25 protein-coding genes are annotated in these 13,798 nt (G+C 71.0%); 3 read left to right on the top strand and 22 right to left on the bottom strand.

Annotated elements, in window-relative coordinates; translation table 11 throughout:
• Nucleotides 1–122: 122 nt before the first annotated feature.
• From rplO to rpsJ, 21 genes are all read right to left on the bottom strand, one after another.
• On the bottom strand, nt 123–614 hold the full coding sequence (rplO, locus tag J3473_RS17725; protein ID WP_051750200.1) for a 50S ribosomal protein L15: 492 nt from the start codon (nt 612–614) through the stop codon (nt 123–125).
• Between the two features lie 2 nt (nt 615–616).
• Nucleotides 617–799: a 50S ribosomal protein L30 gene (gene rpmD, locus J3473_RS17720; RefSeq protein ID WP_030526847.1), complete on the bottom strand. Its 183-nt coding sequence runs from the start codon at nt 797–799 to the stop codon at nt 617–619.
• The gene (gene rpsE / locus J3473_RS17715; protein ID WP_030526846.1) at nt 799–1,440 is read right to left on the bottom strand and encodes a 30S ribosomal protein S5; all 642 of its coding nucleotides are present in this window, start codon (nt 1,438–1,440) and stop codon (nt 799–801) included. Before rpsE ends, rpmD begins: the two co-directional genes overlap by 1 nt.
• A gap of 46 nt (nt 1,441–1,486) precedes the next feature.
• Nucleotides 1,487–1,861 carry a 50S ribosomal protein L18 gene (rplR, locus tag J3473_RS17710; protein ID WP_030526845.1) on the bottom strand — a complete coding sequence of 125 codons (375 nt, stop codon included), beginning with the start codon at nt 1,859–1,861 and terminating at the stop codon, nt 1,487–1,489.
• Between the two features lie 3 nt (nt 1,862–1,864).
• Nucleotides 1,865–2,401, bottom strand: coding sequence for a 50S ribosomal protein L6 (gene rplF, locus J3473_RS17705; protein WP_030526844.1), 537 nt, complete (start codon nt 2,399–2,401; stop codon nt 1,865–1,867).
• A gap of 12 nt (nt 2,402–2,413) precedes the next feature.
• Entirely contained in the window at nt 2,414–2,812 is a 399-nt protein-coding gene (gene rpsH, locus J3473_RS17700; RefSeq protein WP_030526843.1) for a 30S ribosomal protein S8, read from the bottom strand.
• Between the two features lie 109 nt (nt 2,813–2,921).
• Nucleotides 2,922–3,107: a type Z 30S ribosomal protein S14 gene (locus J3473_RS17695; protein WP_030526842.1), complete on the bottom strand. Its 186-nt coding sequence runs from the start codon at nt 3,105–3,107 to the stop codon at nt 2,922–2,924.
• Between the two features lies 1 nt (nt 3,108).
• Entirely contained in the window at nt 3,109–3,669 is a 561-nt protein-coding gene (gene rplE / locus J3473_RS17690) for a 50S ribosomal protein L5 (RefSeq protein ID WP_207025154.1), read from the bottom strand.
• 5 nt (nt 3,670–3,674) lie between these two features.
• Complete coding sequence (rplX, locus tag J3473_RS17685) at nt 3,675–4,019, bottom strand: 50S ribosomal protein L24 (protein ID WP_030526840.1); 345 nt, start codon at nt 4,017–4,019, stop codon at nt 3,675–3,677.
• 3 nt (nt 4,020–4,022) lie between these two features.
• Nucleotides 4,023–4,391 carry a 50S ribosomal protein L14 gene (gene rplN / locus J3473_RS17680; protein ID WP_030526839.1) on the bottom strand — a complete coding sequence of 123 codons (369 nt, stop codon included), beginning with the start codon at nt 4,389–4,391 and terminating at the stop codon, nt 4,023–4,025.
• Nucleotides 4,392–4,471: 80 nt separating this feature from the next.
• On the bottom strand, nt 4,472–4,759 hold the full coding sequence (gene rpsQ, locus J3473_RS17675; protein ID WP_051750125.1) for a 30S ribosomal protein S17: 288 nt from the start codon (nt 4,757–4,759) through the stop codon (nt 4,472–4,474).
• Nucleotides 4,756–4,992: a 50S ribosomal protein L29 gene (gene rpmC / locus J3473_RS17670; protein ID WP_030526837.1), complete on the bottom strand. Its 237-nt coding sequence runs from the start codon at nt 4,990–4,992 to the stop codon at nt 4,756–4,758. Before rpmC ends, rpsQ begins: the two co-directional genes overlap by 4 nt.
• Complete coding sequence (gene rplP, locus J3473_RS17665) at nt 4,992–5,411, bottom strand: 50S ribosomal protein L16 (protein WP_030526836.1); 420 nt, start codon at nt 5,409–5,411, stop codon at nt 4,992–4,994. Before rplP ends, rpmC begins: the two co-directional genes overlap by 1 nt.
• A 3-nt stretch (nt 5,412–5,414) precedes the next feature.
• Nucleotides 5,415–6,212, bottom strand: a complete 798-nt coding sequence (gene rpsC / locus J3473_RS17660; RefSeq protein WP_207025153.1) for a 30S ribosomal protein S3 — start codon at nt 6,210–6,212, stop codon at nt 5,415–5,417.
• Complete coding sequence (gene rplV / locus J3473_RS17655) at nt 6,212–6,589, bottom strand: 50S ribosomal protein L22 (RefSeq protein ID WP_084696563.1); 378 nt, start codon at nt 6,587–6,589, stop codon at nt 6,212–6,214. Before rplV ends, rpsC begins: the two co-directional genes overlap by 1 nt.
• 20 nt (nt 6,590–6,609) lie before the next feature.
• A complete protein-coding gene (rpsS, locus tag J3473_RS17650; RefSeq protein ID WP_030526833.1) occupies nt 6,610–6,891 on the bottom strand; it encodes a 30S ribosomal protein S19 in 282 nt (93 codons plus the stop codon).
• Nucleotides 6,892–6,906: 15 nt separating this feature from the next.
• A complete protein-coding gene (gene rplB, locus J3473_RS17645) occupies nt 6,907–7,743 on the bottom strand; it encodes a 50S ribosomal protein L2 (RefSeq protein ID WP_030526832.1) in 837 nt (278 codons plus the stop codon).
• A 20-nt stretch (nt 7,744–7,763) separates the two neighbouring features.
• Nucleotides 7,764–8,063, bottom strand: a complete 300-nt coding sequence (gene rplW / locus J3473_RS17640) for a 50S ribosomal protein L23 (RefSeq protein ID WP_030526831.1) — start codon at nt 8,061–8,063, stop codon at nt 7,764–7,766.
• Nucleotides 8,060–8,743 carry a 50S ribosomal protein L4 gene (gene rplD / locus J3473_RS17635; RefSeq protein ID WP_051750122.1) on the bottom strand — a complete coding sequence of 228 codons (684 nt, stop codon included), beginning with the start codon at nt 8,741–8,743 and terminating at the stop codon, nt 8,060–8,062. Before rplD ends, rplW begins: the two co-directional genes overlap by 4 nt.
• A 2-nt stretch (nt 8,744–8,745) precedes the next feature.
• On the bottom strand, nt 8,746–9,399 hold the full coding sequence (gene rplC / locus J3473_RS17630; RefSeq protein ID WP_030526830.1) for a 50S ribosomal protein L3: 654 nt from the start codon (nt 9,397–9,399) through the stop codon (nt 8,746–8,748).
• A gap of 8 nt (nt 9,400–9,407) precedes the next feature.
• On the bottom strand, nt 9,408–9,716 hold the full coding sequence (gene rpsJ, locus J3473_RS17625; protein ID WP_012867945.1) for a 30S ribosomal protein S10: 309 nt from the start codon (nt 9,714–9,716) through the stop codon (nt 9,408–9,410).
• A gap of 424 nt (nt 9,717–10,140) precedes the next feature.
• Between rpsJ and J3473_RS17620 the strand changes: the two genes are divergently transcribed.
• Both J3473_RS17620 and J3473_RS17615 read left to right on the top strand, forming a co-directional pair.
• The gene (locus J3473_RS17620; protein ID WP_207025152.1) at nt 10,141–10,665 is read left to right on the top strand and encodes a helix-turn-helix transcriptional regulator; all 525 of its coding nucleotides are present in this window, start codon (nt 10,141–10,143) and stop codon (nt 10,663–10,665) included.
• Nucleotides 10,662–11,927: an MFS transporter gene (locus J3473_RS17615; protein ID WP_207025151.1), complete on the top strand. Its 1,266-nt coding sequence runs from the start codon at nt 10,662–10,664 to the stop codon at nt 11,925–11,927. Before J3473_RS17620 ends, J3473_RS17615 begins: the two co-directional genes overlap by 4 nt.
• Here J3473_RS17615 and J3473_RS17610 read toward each other — a convergent pair.
• Nucleotides 11,827–12,759: an EamA family transporter gene (locus J3473_RS17610; protein WP_207025150.1), complete on the bottom strand. Its 933-nt coding sequence runs from the start codon at nt 12,757–12,759 to the stop codon at nt 11,827–11,829. The two genes, J3473_RS17615 and J3473_RS17610, sit on opposite strands and share 101 nt — an antisense overlap.
• 73 nt (nt 12,760–12,832) lie before the next feature.
• Here J3473_RS17610 and J3473_RS17605 point away from each other — a divergent pair, with 73 nt between their 5' ends.
• On the top strand, nt 12,833–13,750 hold the full coding sequence (locus J3473_RS17605) for a LysR family transcriptional regulator (RefSeq protein WP_030526826.1): 918 nt from the start codon (nt 12,833–12,835) through the stop codon (nt 13,748–13,750).
• Nucleotides 13,751–13,798: the final 48 nt, after the last annotated feature.

Raw genomic sequence — 13,798 nt, 5'->3', positions numbered from 1 at the left:
CGTCACAACATACCCGGTGACCCGGCGGGGGCCGGGATGCACGGGTGGGGTGAACGCGCGGCAGGGCCGGCTCCGGGGGATGTCCCGGAGCCGGCCCTGCGACACGCGGTCATGCGGGGGCGTCAGGCGGTCGTCGCCGAGCCGCCTGCCGCCTCGATCTTCTCCTTGGCGCTGCCGGAGAACGCGTGGGCCGTGACGTTGACGGCCGACGTGATCTCGCCGCTGCCGAGCACCTTCACGAGGTGCCCGTCGCGGACGGCGCCCTTGGCGACCAGGTCCTCGACCGTCACGTCGCCACCCTGCGGGTAGTGCGTGTTCAGCCAGTCGAGGTTGACGACCTGGTACTCGGTCTTGAACGGGTTCTTGAAGCCGCGGAGCTTCGGGAACCGCATGTGCAGCGGCGTGGTGCCGCCCTGGAAGCCGGCAGGCACCTGGTACCGGGCCTTGGTGCCCTTGGTACCGCGACCCGCGGTCTTCCCGCGCTTGCCACCCTCACCGCGACCGACGCGGATCTTGGCCTGCTTGGCGCCGGGCGCCGGACGCAGGTGGTGGACCTTGAGCGCCGAGGCGCCCTCGGACGCCGCAGCCTTGGCGGCCTTCGTGGTGTCGGCCATGATCACTCAACCTCCTCGACGGCGACAAGGTGCGTCACCGTCCGGACCATGCCACGGATCTCCGGGCGGTCCTCCTTGACGACGACGTCGCCGATGCGCTTCAGACCGAGGGTGCGCAGCGTCTCACGCTGGTTCTGCTTGCCCCCGATCCCGGAACGGGTCTGGGTCACCTTGAGCCGTCCCATCACGCACCGGCCTTCGCCTCGGCCAGGCCGGCGGCCTGGGCGCGGAGCATCGCGGCGGGCGCGACCTGGTCGACCGGGAGGCCACGGCGGGCCGCGACGGCCTCCGGGCGCTCCAGGCCGCGCAGGGCCTCGACGGCCGCGTGCACGATGTTGATCGCGTTGTCCGAGCCGAGGCTCTTGGACAGCACGTCGTGGATGCCGGCGCACTCGAGCACCGCACGCACCGGGCCACCGGCGATGACACCGGTACCGGGGCTGGCGGGGCGGAGCATGACGACACCGGCGGCGGCCTCACCCTGGACGGGGTGGGGGATGGTGCCCTGGATGCGCGGGACGCGGAAGAAGTTCTTCTTCGCCTCCTCGACACCCTTGGCGATCGCCGCGGGCACCTCCTTGGCCTTGCCGTAGCCGACGCCCACGGTGCCGTCGCCGTCGCCGACGACGACGAGCGCGGTGAAGCTGAAGCGGCGGCCACCCTTGACGACCTTGGCGACGCGGTTGATGGTCACGACGCGCTCGAGGTACTGGTTCTTCTCGGCCTCGCGGGAGTCACGGCCGCCGCGACGGTCGTCGCGGCCTCCACGACGGTCGCCGCGCTCGGCGCCGCCGGTCCCGGTGCCTCGACGCTGGGGTCCTGGCATCAGATGTTCCTCTTCTCGACGTTCGTGGTGGTACGAGCAGCGTGGGTCACAGGGCCAGCCCGCCTTCCCGAGCGCCGTCCGCGATGGCGGCGACGCGACCGTGGTACTTGTTGCCACCACGGTCGAACACGACGGCCTCGACACCCGCGGCCTTGGCGCGCGACGCGACGAGCTCGCCGACCTTTTTGGCCTTCTCGCGCTTGTCGCCCTCGAGGGCGCGCACGTCGGCCTCCATGGTCGACGCCGACGCGACGGTCTTGCCGACGGTGTCGTCGACGACCTGGACGAAGACGTGGCGCGAGGAGCGCGAGACGACGAGGCGGGGCCGGACGGCGGTGCCGGTGACCAGCTTGCGGAGTCGGGTGTGACGGCGCGTGCGCGCGGCCGTCTTGCCCTTGGCGCGCTTGACGATCATGGCCATCGGTTACTTACCAGCCTTTCCGACCTTGCGGCGGATCTGCTCGCCCGCGTAGCGGACGCCCTTGCCCTTGTACGGGTCGGGCTTGCGGAGCTTGCGGATGTTCGCGGCGACCTCGCCGACGAGCTGCTTGTCGATGCCCTGGACCGAGAACCGGGTCTGGTTCTCCACCGCGAAGGTGATGCCGGCCGGCGGCTCGACGGTGATCGAGTGCGAGTACCCGAGCGCGAACTCGAGGTTCGAGCCCTTGGCCAGCACGCGGTAACCGGTGCCGTGGATCTCGAGCTTCTTCTCGTAGCCCTCGGTGACACCGAGGACCATGTTGTTGATGAGCGAGCGGGTCAGGCCGTGGAGCGAGCGCGAGGTGCGCTCGTCGTCGGGGCGCTTGACCTCGAGCACGCCGTCGGTCTGCTCGACGGTGATCGGCTCGGCGACGGTGTGCGAGAGCTCGCCCTTCGGGCCCTTCACGGTGACGTGCTGACCGGAGACGGTCACGTCGACACCCGAGGGGACGGTGACGGGGAGACGTCCGATTCGAGACATGTCTGCTACCCCTTACCAGACGTAGGCGAGGACTTCCCCACCCACACCCTTGTTGGCGGCCTGACGGTCGGTCAGCAGGCCGGACGACGTCGAGATGATCGCGACACCGAGACCACCGAGCACCTTGGGAAGGTTGGTGGACTTGGCGTACACGCGCAGCCCGGGCTTGCTCACGCGGCGCAGGCCGGCGATGGAACGCTCACGGTTGGGGCCGTACTTGAGGTTCACCGTGAGGGTCTTGCCCACCTCGGCGTCCTCGACGGACCAGCCGGCGATGTAACCCTCGGCCTCGAGGATCTCGGCGACGTGGCTCTTGAGCTTCGAGAACGGCATGGAGACTGCGTCCTTGTGCGCCGAGTTGGCGTTCCGGACGCGGGTCAGCATGTCCGCGATCGGGTCGGTCATGGTCATTGGGCTTCTCCGCCCTCTCTCACCGTGGTTTCTGCCGGGGATCCCGGCGGACCTGCGATGTAGATGGTCTGTGGATGGGGTGCCGCCCGGGGGCGGCGGAGGTGAGGACTTACCAGCTGGACTTGGTCACACCGGGGAGCTCGCCCGCGTGGGCCATCTCCCGCAGGCAGATCCGGCACAGGCCGAACTTGCGGTAGACCGAGTGCGGGCGCCCGCAGCGCTGGCACCGCGTGTAGCCGCGGACCGCGAACTTCGGCTTCTTGTTCGCCTTGTTGACCAGGGCGGTCTTGGCCATGTCAGTTCTCCTTGAACGGGAAGCCGAGCGCCTTGAGCAGCGCGCGTCCCTCGTCGTCGTTCGTCGCCGTGGTGACGACCGTGATGTCCATGCCGCGGACGCGGTCGATCTTGTCCTGGTCGATCTCGTGGAACATCGACTGCTCCGTGAGGCCGAAGGTGTAGTTGCCGCGGCCGTCGAACTGCTTCGGCGAGAGGCCGCGGAAGTCGCGGATGCGCGGCAGCGCGATGGTGACGAGCCGGTCGAGGAACTCCCACATCCGGTCGCCGCGCAGCGTGGTGTGCGTGCCGATCGGCATGCCCTCACGCAGCTTGAACTGGGCGATGGACTTGCGGGCCTTCGTCACGACCGGCTTCTGGCCGGTGATGGCGGTGAGGTCGCGGACGGCACCCTCGATGAGCTTGCTGTCCTTGGCGGCGTCGCCGACACCCATGTTGACGACGACCTTGACGACACCCGGGACCTGCATGACGTTGGCGTAGCCGAACTGGTCACGCAGGGCGCCCTTGATCTTGTCCTGGTAGCGCGCCTTGAGGCGGGGCTTGGTAGCGGTCTCGGCCATCTCTCTCACAGGTCCTTGCCCGAGCGCGCGCCGACGCGGACACGGCTCGTCTTCTGACGGCCGTCACGCTCGACGGTCTCGACGCGGGTCTTGATCCGGGTGGGCTTCTTGTCCGAGGGGTCGACGATGGCCACGTTGCTCACGTGGATCGGCGCCTCCTGGACGACGAGGCCACCGGTGCGGCTGCCCCGGGTCGACTCGCCGGCCTTGGTGTGCCGGGTCACCCGGTTGACACCCTCGACCGTGACGCGGCCGGTCTCGCGGTTGACCGCGATGACCTTGCCGGTCTGGCCCTTGTCCTTGCCGGCGAGCACCTGGACGGTGTCGCCCTTCTTGATCTTCGAGGCCATGGTTCAGAGCACCTCCGGGGCCAGGCTGATGATCTTCATGAACTTCTTCTCGCGCAGCTCGCGCCCGACCGGGCCGAAGATGCGCGTGCCACGGGGGTCACCGTCGTTGCGGAGGATGACCGCGGCGTTCTCGTCGAAGCGGATGTAGGAACCGTCGGGACGACGGCGCTCCTTGCGCGTCCGGACGATGACGGCCTTGACGACGTCGCCCTTCTTCACGTTGCCGCCCGGGATCGCGTCCTTGACGGTGGCGACGATGGTGTCGCCGATGCCGGCGTACCGGCGACCGGAACCACCGAGAACACGGATGCAGAGGATCTCCTTCGCACCGGTGTTGTCGGCGACACGCAGTCGCGACTCCTGCTGGATCACTGTCTAACTCCTACTCGTCGTGCTGGTTCTCGCCGGGGGCGAGCCTGGCCGAACTGACTGGATTGCCTTGCGGCAGAGGCTTACTTGGCCTTCTCGAGGATCTCGACGACGCGCCAGCGCTTCGTCGCGGACAGCGGCCGGGTCTCCATGATGAGGACGCGGTCGCCGATGCCGGCGGCGTTGGCCTCGTCGTGGGCCTTGACCTTGCTCGAGCGGCGCATGACCTTGCCGTAGAGCGCGTGCTTGACGCGGTCCTCGACCTCGACGACGACGGTCTTGTCCATCTTGTCGCTCACCACGTAGCCCTGGCGGGTCTTGCGGTCGTTGCGGCTGACGGTGGTCACGGTCTCGTCCTTCTTCTCGCTCACTTGGCCTCACCCTTCACGCCGATGCCGAGCTCGCGCTCACGCATCTCGGTGTAGATCCGGGCGATGTCCTTGCGGACGGCGCGGAGCCGACCGTGGTTGTCCAGCTGCCCGGTGGCGGACTGGAAGCGGAGGTTGAACAGCTCCTCCTTGGCCTTGCGCAGCTCGTCGACGAGACGCTCGTCGTCGAAGCCCCGCATCTCCTTGGGGCTCAGGTCCTTGGAACCGACTGCCATCAGAAGTCACCACCCTCACGCCGGACGAAGCGGCACTTCATCGGCAGCTTGTGCATCGCGAGACGCAGGGCCTCGCGCGCGACGTCCTCCGGGACACCGGAGAGCTCGAACATGATCCGACCCGGCTTGACGTTGGCGATCCACCACTCGGGGGACCCCTTGCCGGAGCCCATGCGGGTCTCGGCCGGCTTCTTGGTCAGCGGGCGGTCCGGGTAGATGTTGATCCAGACCTTTCCGCCACGCTTGATGTACCGGGTCATCGCGATACGCGCGGACTCGATCTGGCGGTTGGTGACGTAGGCGGGCTCGAGGGCCTGGATGCCGTAGTCACCGAACGCGATGGTCGTACCGCCCTTGGCCATACCCGAGCGACCCGGGTGGTGCTGCTTGCGGTGCTTGACTCGACGGGGAATCAACATGGGTCAGGACTCCTCGGTGCTCGGAGCGGCCGGGGCCTGCTCCTGCTGGGCCTGGGCGACGGGGGCCTCGGTGCGACGGGCGCGGGCCGGGCGGTCGGCGCCGTCACGACGCGGGCCGCGACCCTGGCGCGGAGCCGTGGCCTGCTGGGCCGCGAGCTCGCGAGCGGTCATGTCGCCCTTGTAGATCCACACCTTGACGCCGATGCGCCCGAACGTGGTCTTGGCCTCGTACAGGCCGTAGTCGATCTGCGCGCGGAGGGTGTGCAGCGGCACGCGACCCTCGCGGTAGAACTCGGTGCGGCTCATCTCCGCGCCGCCGAGGCGGCCGGAGACCTGCACGCGGATGCCCTTGGCGCCGGCGCGGGTGGCGGACTGCATGCCCTTGCGCATGGCGCGACGGAACGAGACGCGGGCCGACAGCTGCTCGGCGATGCCCTGCGCGACGAGCTGGGCCTCCTGCTCGGGGTTCTTGACCTCGAGGATGTTCAGCTGCACCTGCTTGCCCGTGAGCTTCTCGAGCTCACCGCGGATGCGGTCGGCCTCGGCGCCGCGGCGGCCGATGACGATGCCCGGGCGGGCGGTGTGGATGTCGACGCGGACGCGGTCACGCGTGCGCTCGATGTCGACACGGGCGATACCGGCGCGGTCCATGCCCGTGGACATGAGCTTGCGGATCGCCACGTCCTCCTTGACGTAGTCGCGGTAACGCTGACCCTCCTTGGTGGAGTCGGCGAACCAACGGCTCTTGTGCTCCGTCGTGATCCCGAGACGGAAGCCGTGCGGGTTGACCTTCTGACCCATCAGCGGGTGCCTCCGTTCGTGGTCTTGGCGGGCTTGGGAGCGACGACCACCGTGATGTGGCTCGTGCGCTTGTTGATGCGGCCGGCGCGGCCCTGGGCGCGCGGACGGAACCGCTTCATGGTCGGGCCCTCGTCGACGAAGGCCGCGGAGACGACGAGCTCGCGCTCGTCGAACCGCTCGGCCGTCTTGTCGGCGCGGACGCGGGCGTTGGCGATCGCGGACTCGAGGACCTTGAGGACCTGCTCGCTCGCCGCCTGGGGCGCGAAGCGCAGGACCGACACGGCGTCGGGCGCAGCCTTGCCGCGGATGAGGTCGACGACGCGACGCGCCTTCATCGGCGTGATGCGGGTGTGGCGGGCGGTCGCCCGCGACTCCAGCGTGGTGTTGTCGGTGGCCATCAGCGACGACGCCCCTTCTTGTCGTCCTTCACGTGACCCTTGAAGGTGCGGGTCGGTGCGAACTCGCCGAGCTTGTGGCCGACCATCGCCTCGGTGACGAACACCGGGGCGTGCTTGCGGCCGTCGTGGACGGCGAAGGTGTGGCCGAGCATGTCCGGGCTGATGACCGAACGGCGCGACCAGGTCTTGATGACGTTCTTGGTGCCCGCTTCGTTCTGGACATCCACCTTCTTCTGAAGGTGGTCGTCGATGAAGGGGCCCTTCTTCAGGCTACGAGGCATTCCACAGGCTCCTTATCAGCGCTTCTTGCCAGTACGACGGCGACGCACGATGAGCTTGTCGCTGGGCTTGCCGGGGCGGCGGGTGCGGCCCTCGGGCTGGCCCCAGGGGCTCACCGGGTGACGACCACCGGAGGTGCGGCCCTCGCCACCACCGTGCGGGTGGTCGACCGGGTTCATGACGACACCACGGACGGTCGGGCGCTTGCCCTTCCAGCGCATGCGGCCGGCCTTGCCCCAGTTGATGTTCGACTGCTCGGCGTTGCCGACCTCGCCGACGGTGGCGCGGCAGCGCACGTCGACGTTGCGGATCTCACCGGACGGCATGCGCAGCTGCGCGTAGGGGCCGTCCTTGGCGACGAGCTGCACGCGGACACCGGCGGAGCGGGCGATCTTCGCACCGCCACCGGGCTTGAGCTCGACGGCGTGGATGACCGTACCGGTCGGGATGTTGCGCAGCGGCAGCGTGTTGCCCGGCTTGATGTCGGCCGAGGGGCCGTTCTCGATCGTCGCGCCCTGCTCGAGGCCCTTGGGGGCCAGGATGTAGCGCTTCTCGCCGTCCGCGTAGTGCAGCAGCGCGATGCGGGCGGTGCGGTTGGGGTCGTACTCGATGTGAGCGACCTTGGCCGGCACGCCGTCCTTGTCGTGGCGACGGAAGTCGATGACGCGGTAGGCGCGCTTGTGGCCACCACCGATGTGACGGGTGGTGATGCGGCCGTTGCTGTTGCGACCACCGCTCTTGGTCAGCGGACGGACGAGGGACTTCTCGGGGGTGGAGCGGGTGACCTCGACGAAGTCGGCCACGCTCGACCCGCGACGCCCCGGCGTCGTCGGCTTGTACTTGCGGATACCCATGGTGTAAGTCCTCAGCTTCCTCAGGCGCCGGCGCTGCCGAAGATGTCGATCGAGCCCTCGCGGAGGGTGACGATCGCGCGCTTGGTGTCCTTGCGCTTGCCGGTGCCGAACCGCGTGCGACGGGACTTGCCCTGGCGGTTCATCGTGTGCACGGAGTCGACCTTGACCTTGAAGATCTCCTCGACGGCGATCTTGATCTCGGTCTTGTTCGACCGCGGGTCGACGAGGAAGGTGTACTTGCCCTCGTCGAGGAGGCCGTACGACTTCTCGGACACGACCGGCGCGATCAGGATGTCGCGGGGGTTCTTGCCCTGGCTCACTTCTCGTCCTCCACATCGGCCTCGGCGGCCTTCTTGGCCGGAGCCTTCTTCGCCGCGGCCTTCTTGGCGGGCTTCGCGGCGGCGACGGTCTCACCGGTGAACGCCTCGTAGGCGGCCTGGGTGAAGACGACGTCGTCGGCGCAGAGCACGTCGTAGGTGTTGAGCTGGTCGACCGCGAGCACGTGGACCTCGGCGAGGTTGCGCACCGACTTCAGCGACACGATGTCGCTGCGGTCGAGGACGACGAGCAGGTTCGGGCGCTCGGTGAGGCCGGCGAACAGGGCCTTGGCGTCCTTGGTCGAGGGGGCCTCGCCGGTGGCGATGGACTCGACGACGTGGATGCGGCCGTGGCGCGCCCGGTCGGAGAGGGCACCGCGCAGGGCGGCGGCCTTCATCTTCTTGGGGGTGCGCTGGTTGTAGTCACGCGGCTGCGGGCCGTGCACGGTGCCACCGCCGGCGAACTGCGGCGCACGGGTCGAGCCCTGGCGGGCGCGGCCGGTGCCCTTCTGGCGGTAGGGCTTCTTGCCACCGCCGCGGACGTCGCCGCGGGTCTTGGTGGCGTGCGTGCCCTGACGGGCCGCCGCGAGCTGCGCGACGACGACCTGGTGGATCAGCGGGACGTTGGTCTGGACGTCGAAGATCTCCGAGGGGAGGGTGACGTCGAGCGTCGTGGTAGCCATGGTCAGGCCCCCTTCGCGGCCGAGCGGACGAGGACGACCGCACCGCGGGGACCGGGGACGGCGCCCTTGACGAGCAGCAGGCCCTTGTCGGCGTCCACGGCGTGGATCGTGAGGTTCTGCGTGGTGTGGCGCACGCCGCCCATGCGGCCGGCCATGCGCATGCCCTTGAACACGCGGCCCGGGGTGGCGCAGCCACCGATGGAGCCGGGCTTGCGGTGGTTCTTGTGCGCACCGTGCGAGCTGCTGACGCCGTGGAAGCCGTGACGCTTCATGACACCGGCGAAGCCCTTGCCCTTGGTGGTCGCGCTGATGTCGACCGAGGAGCCGGACTCGAAGGTGTCGGCGCCGAGCTCCTGGCCGAGCGAGTACTCGCCCGCGTCGGCGGTGCGGATCTCGATGAGGAAGCGGCGCGGGGTCACGCCGGCCTTCTCGAAGTGGCCGGCCAGCGGCTTGGTGACCTTGCGGGGGTCGATGGCGCCGTAGCCGAGCTGGACGGCCGCGTAGCCGTCGACGTCGGCCGCGCGGACCTGGGTCACGACGTTCGGGCCGGCCTGGATCACGGTGACGGGCACGAGTCGGTTGTTCTCGTCCCACACCTGGGTCATGCCGAGCTTGGTGCCCAGCAGACCCTTCTGGGTCTTCGTGGCAGTAGTCATCGCGAGCCTCAGAGCTTGATCTCGATGTTGACGTCAGCCGGGAGGTCGAGACGCATCAGCGAGTCGACGGCCTTCGGCGTCGGGTCGATGATGTCGATGAGGCGCTTGTGCGTGCGCATCTCGAAGTGCTCGCGGCTGTCCTTGTACTTGTGCGGCGACCGGATGACGCAGAAGACGTTCTTCTCCGTCGGCAGCGGCACGGGGCCAACCACGGTCGCACCCGCGCGGGTCACGGTGTCGACGATCTTGCGCGCCGAGCTGTCGATGACCTCGTGGTCATACGACTTCAACCGGATGCGGATCTTCTGTCCCGCCATCTGTTGTTCCGTCTCTCTCTCGCCGTCCATCTGTCAAAGTGCCGGCCCGTGGACCTCCGACCCCCGCGGTCGGGCGTGTCGCCCTTGTTCCGCAGTTCGGGCGCAGGCGATCTCTCGCGTTCGTCCGTGGGTCCGGCTGTCCGGTGGAACCGGGCCTGGCTCTTCGCCGACGAGCCGCCCCGCCGTCCGGCGGTTCAGTACCTCGTCGCGGTGGGCTCCCGGTCCCGGTCTGGGACGCGGGGGCACGCCAAGCAACCCGGCTAGTCTGCCAGAGCCCTCGCGCCTGACCAAATCGGCCGCTACACCGCCGGGGCCCCCTCCCCCGGCACCCCCGTCGCCGTGGCGCGTCGAGGACTCCCCAACAAGTCTTTGACACTTCGGCCGCCGCGGTGCCACACTCCCCAAGAACCCTTTGGAGGTAGTGATGACCGACCCCGGCCACCTGCGGGCCCTCGCCCACCCCACCCGGCTGCGCATCCTGTCGCTGCTGACCGGCAGCGCCCTCACCGCTGCGGACGTCGCGCGAGAGCTCGGGCTCACGCACGCCAACGCCTCCTACCACCTGCGCCTCCTGCGCGACGCGGGCGAGCTCGTCGTCGCCGGGGAGGAGAGCATCCGCGGCGGCCGTGCCGTCCGCTACCGCCACCCCTGGCGGGAGGAGGACCGGCCGGGCGGCGCATCGACCGGTGAGGTGGACCCCGGCGCGGCCGAGCTCGTCGTGCGCGCCGCCACCCAGGAGCTGCAGCGTCGCCACCGCGACCGGCGCCGGGACCTGCCCGGGATCGTGACCGACGCCGAGCTGTGGGTCGAGGAGGAGACGTGGGTGCGCGCCCGCGAGCTGCTGCTCGAGGCCGCGGCGCTCGTGCACGACGGGGCGAGGGCGCCGCGTGCGGAGGGCACGACGCTCGTCAACCTCTCGCTCTTCGCCTTCGCGATGGACCCACGGTGAGCGCCGGCGGCGCCGCCCTCGCGCCGCTGCGCGTGCGCGGGTTCTCGTGGTACCTCGCCTCACGGACGGCGAACCTCGTCGGCACCTCGGCCGCGACCGTCGCCCTCGCCTTCGCGGTCCTCGACCTCGGCGGCTCGGCCACCGCCCTGGGCCAGGTCCTCGCGGCACGGGTGGTGCCGATGACCGCGCTCCTGCTCTTCGGGGGCGTGCTCGCCGACCGGCTCCCCCGCTCGCTGGTCCTCCAGGGCTCGAACCTCGCGAGTGCGCTGCTGCAGGGGCTCACGGGGGCGCTGCTCCTCGCCGGGGTGCGCGAGCTCTGGCCCGTCGTCGTCCTCCAGGCGCTCCAGGGCGCGGCGTCCGGGACGGGCTTCCCGGCGATGGCCGGCATGGTGCCGACCCTCGTCCCCGCCGAGCAGCTCCAGCGAGCCAACGCCCTCGTGAGCATGACCCGCGGGCTCGCGACCGTCGTGGGCCCCGGGCTCGGGACCCTCCTCGTCGTGACGGTCGGCTCCGGCTGGGCCGTGCTCGCCGACGCGGGCCTGTGGGCCCTCGCCGCACTCCTGCTGCTGCCGGTCCGCCGAGCCGTGGCCCGGCCGGCCCCGCCGACCTCCCGCCCCTCGGTCGTCCGCGACCTGCGCGAGGGGTGGCAGACCTTCCGGGGCACCCCGTGGCTGTGGGTCGTCGTCACCGCCTTCGCGCTCCTCAACGCGGTCTGGGGCGGTGCGTGGCTGACGCTCGGTCCGGCCCTGGCCGAGGACACGGTCGGTCGACCCGCCTGGGGCTGGGTGCTGTCGGCCGAGGCGGCCGGCGCGCTCGTCGCGACCGCCGTCCTGCTGCGCGTCCCGCTCGGCCGGCCGCTGCGGGTCGGCATGCCGGCCGTCGCCCTGCTCGGCCTCCCCCTCGTCCTGCTCGGCGGGGGGTCCCCGGCCTGGCTGCTCGTGCTCGCCGCGGTCGTGGCCGGCGTCGGGCTCGAGGTGTTCGGCATGGGCTGGAACCTCGCCGTGCAGGAGCACGTCGAGCCGGCCCAGCTCTCCCGGGCCTACTCCTACGACGCGCTGGGCTCGATGGCGCTCGTGCCCGTCGGGCAGCTCGTCGCGGGGCCGGTCGCCGAGCGGTTCGGCCTCGCGCCCGTGGTCCTCGCGGGCGGGCTCGCCGTCGCCGTCATCGCGCTGGCGACGCTGGCGTCACCCGACGTGCGCCGCCTGCCACGTGCACCGTCGCTCCACGGCGCGGCCGACCCCGCCACCGTGGCCCCAGGGTGACCAGCGCGACGCCGAGCACGAGCAGGACGCCCCCGCCGACGGCCAGCGCGGTGGGGACCTCGCCGTCGGCGACCCACGCCGTCGCGATGCCGATGGGCGGGACGAGCAGCGTGAACGGCGCGACGTCCGAGGCCGGGTGCCGCTCGAGGAGGCGGTTCCAGATCCCGTAGCCGACGAGGCTCGCGAGCACCGCGGTGTAGGCGGTCGAGAGCCAGTTGACGACCGAGAGGTGGGTCAGGGCCGTGCCGACCGCGGCCGGCCCGTCGACGAGGAGGCTGAGGCCGAGCGCGGGCACCGGCACGACCAGCGCCGACCACACCGTGAGGCCCAGCCCGCCGGGCACCCCGAGCCGGCGCACGAGCACGTTGCCGGTCGCCCACGACAGCGCCGCGAGGACGCAGACGACGAGGGCGACGACGGGCACGCTGCCACCGCGCCCGAGCGCGACCACCCCGAGGCCGAGCGCGCCGACCCCGACACCGGCCAGCTGCACGCGCAGCGGTCGTTCGCCGAGGACGAGTGCGGCCAGCCCGACGGTGAGGACCGCCTGCGCCTGGAGCACCAGCGAGGCCAGGCCCGGCGGCATGCCGAGGGCCAGGGCGGAGTACAGGAGGCCGAACTGCCCCAGGCTCATGCAGGCGCCCACGGCGAGCACGCGCCGCAGCGGGGCGTCGGGCCGTGCGACGAAGGGCAGGGCGAGGAGGACGACGGCGAAGCGGAGTGCGACGAAGAGCAGCGGCGGGACACCGTCGAGCCCGCGCTCGATGACGACGAAGTTCATCCCCCAGACGAGCATGACGAGGACGGCGGAGAGCGTGTCGCGCAGCGGCATGCCCCCATCCTCGCGCCGGAGCTCCGTTCAGCACCAGCGCACGATCGTGCGACGTTCCGTGTAGCGTCGCTACATGATCGAGCTCGAGCACCTCGCCACCCTCGCCGCCGTCCGACGCACCGGGTCGGTCGGCGGGGCCGCGGCCGAGCTCGGCTACACCCCCTCGGCCGTCTCGCAGCAGGTCAAGCGGCTCGAGCGACGGGTCGGCGGCCCGGTCCTCGAACGCGTCGGGCGTGGCGTGATGCTCACCGAGCTGGGTCGCCACCTCGTCGACGAGGGCGGCGACATCCTCGCCCGCCTCGAGCGGCTGGAGTCCGGGCTCGGGCGGGTGACCGGGGGCCCGGTCGCCGGCGGGGTCCGGCTCGTCGCGTTCTCGACGGCCGTGCGCGGGCTCCTCGCCCCGGCGCTGCGCACGCTCGGCGTCGACGAGCCCGACCTCACCGTCACCCTCGTCGAGCGTGACCCGCACGAGGCGATCGACCTCGTCGCCGCCGGCGGGGCCGACGCCGCCCTCGTCCACAACTGGGGTGACCTCCCCCTGCCCTTCCCCGAGCACGTCGAGGTCGTCACGCTCGGGGTCGACACCGCCGACGTGCTCGTCCACCGGGACCACCCGCTCGCCGGCGCCGCCGGCGCGACCGCCCTCGACCTCGTCGCCGACGACTGGGTCTGCGCACCCGAGGGCTCGGTCTGCCACGGCTGGCTCACCCACATGTTCGACCTCCACGGCGCCCGCCCGCGCATCCGGCACTGGTCGTGGGAGTTCGCCTCGCACGTCGGCCTCGTCGCCGAGGGCGTCTGCGTCAGCCTCGTCCCCCGCCTCGGGCGCGAGCAGCTGCCGGCGTCGGTCGTCGCCGTCCCGCTGACCGACCCCGTGCCGACCCGCCGCGTCATGATGACGTGGCGCCGGAGCATGGCCCCCTCGCCCGCCATCGCCCGGGTCCGCGAGGAGCTCGCGCGCGTCGGTGCGGAGCGGCTGACCCCGGCCTGAGCGGCGTGGCGGCGTCACGGCGTATCACCGCGGGCCGTGCCGCCCTCC

The organism is Phycicoccus sp. DTK01 (assembly GCF_017312765.1).
Lineage (GTDB): Bacteria > Actinomycetota > Actinomycetes > Actinomycetales > Dermatophilaceae > Phycicoccus > Phycicoccus jejuensis.
This window is presented reverse-complemented; position numbering and strand designations above follow the sequence as displayed.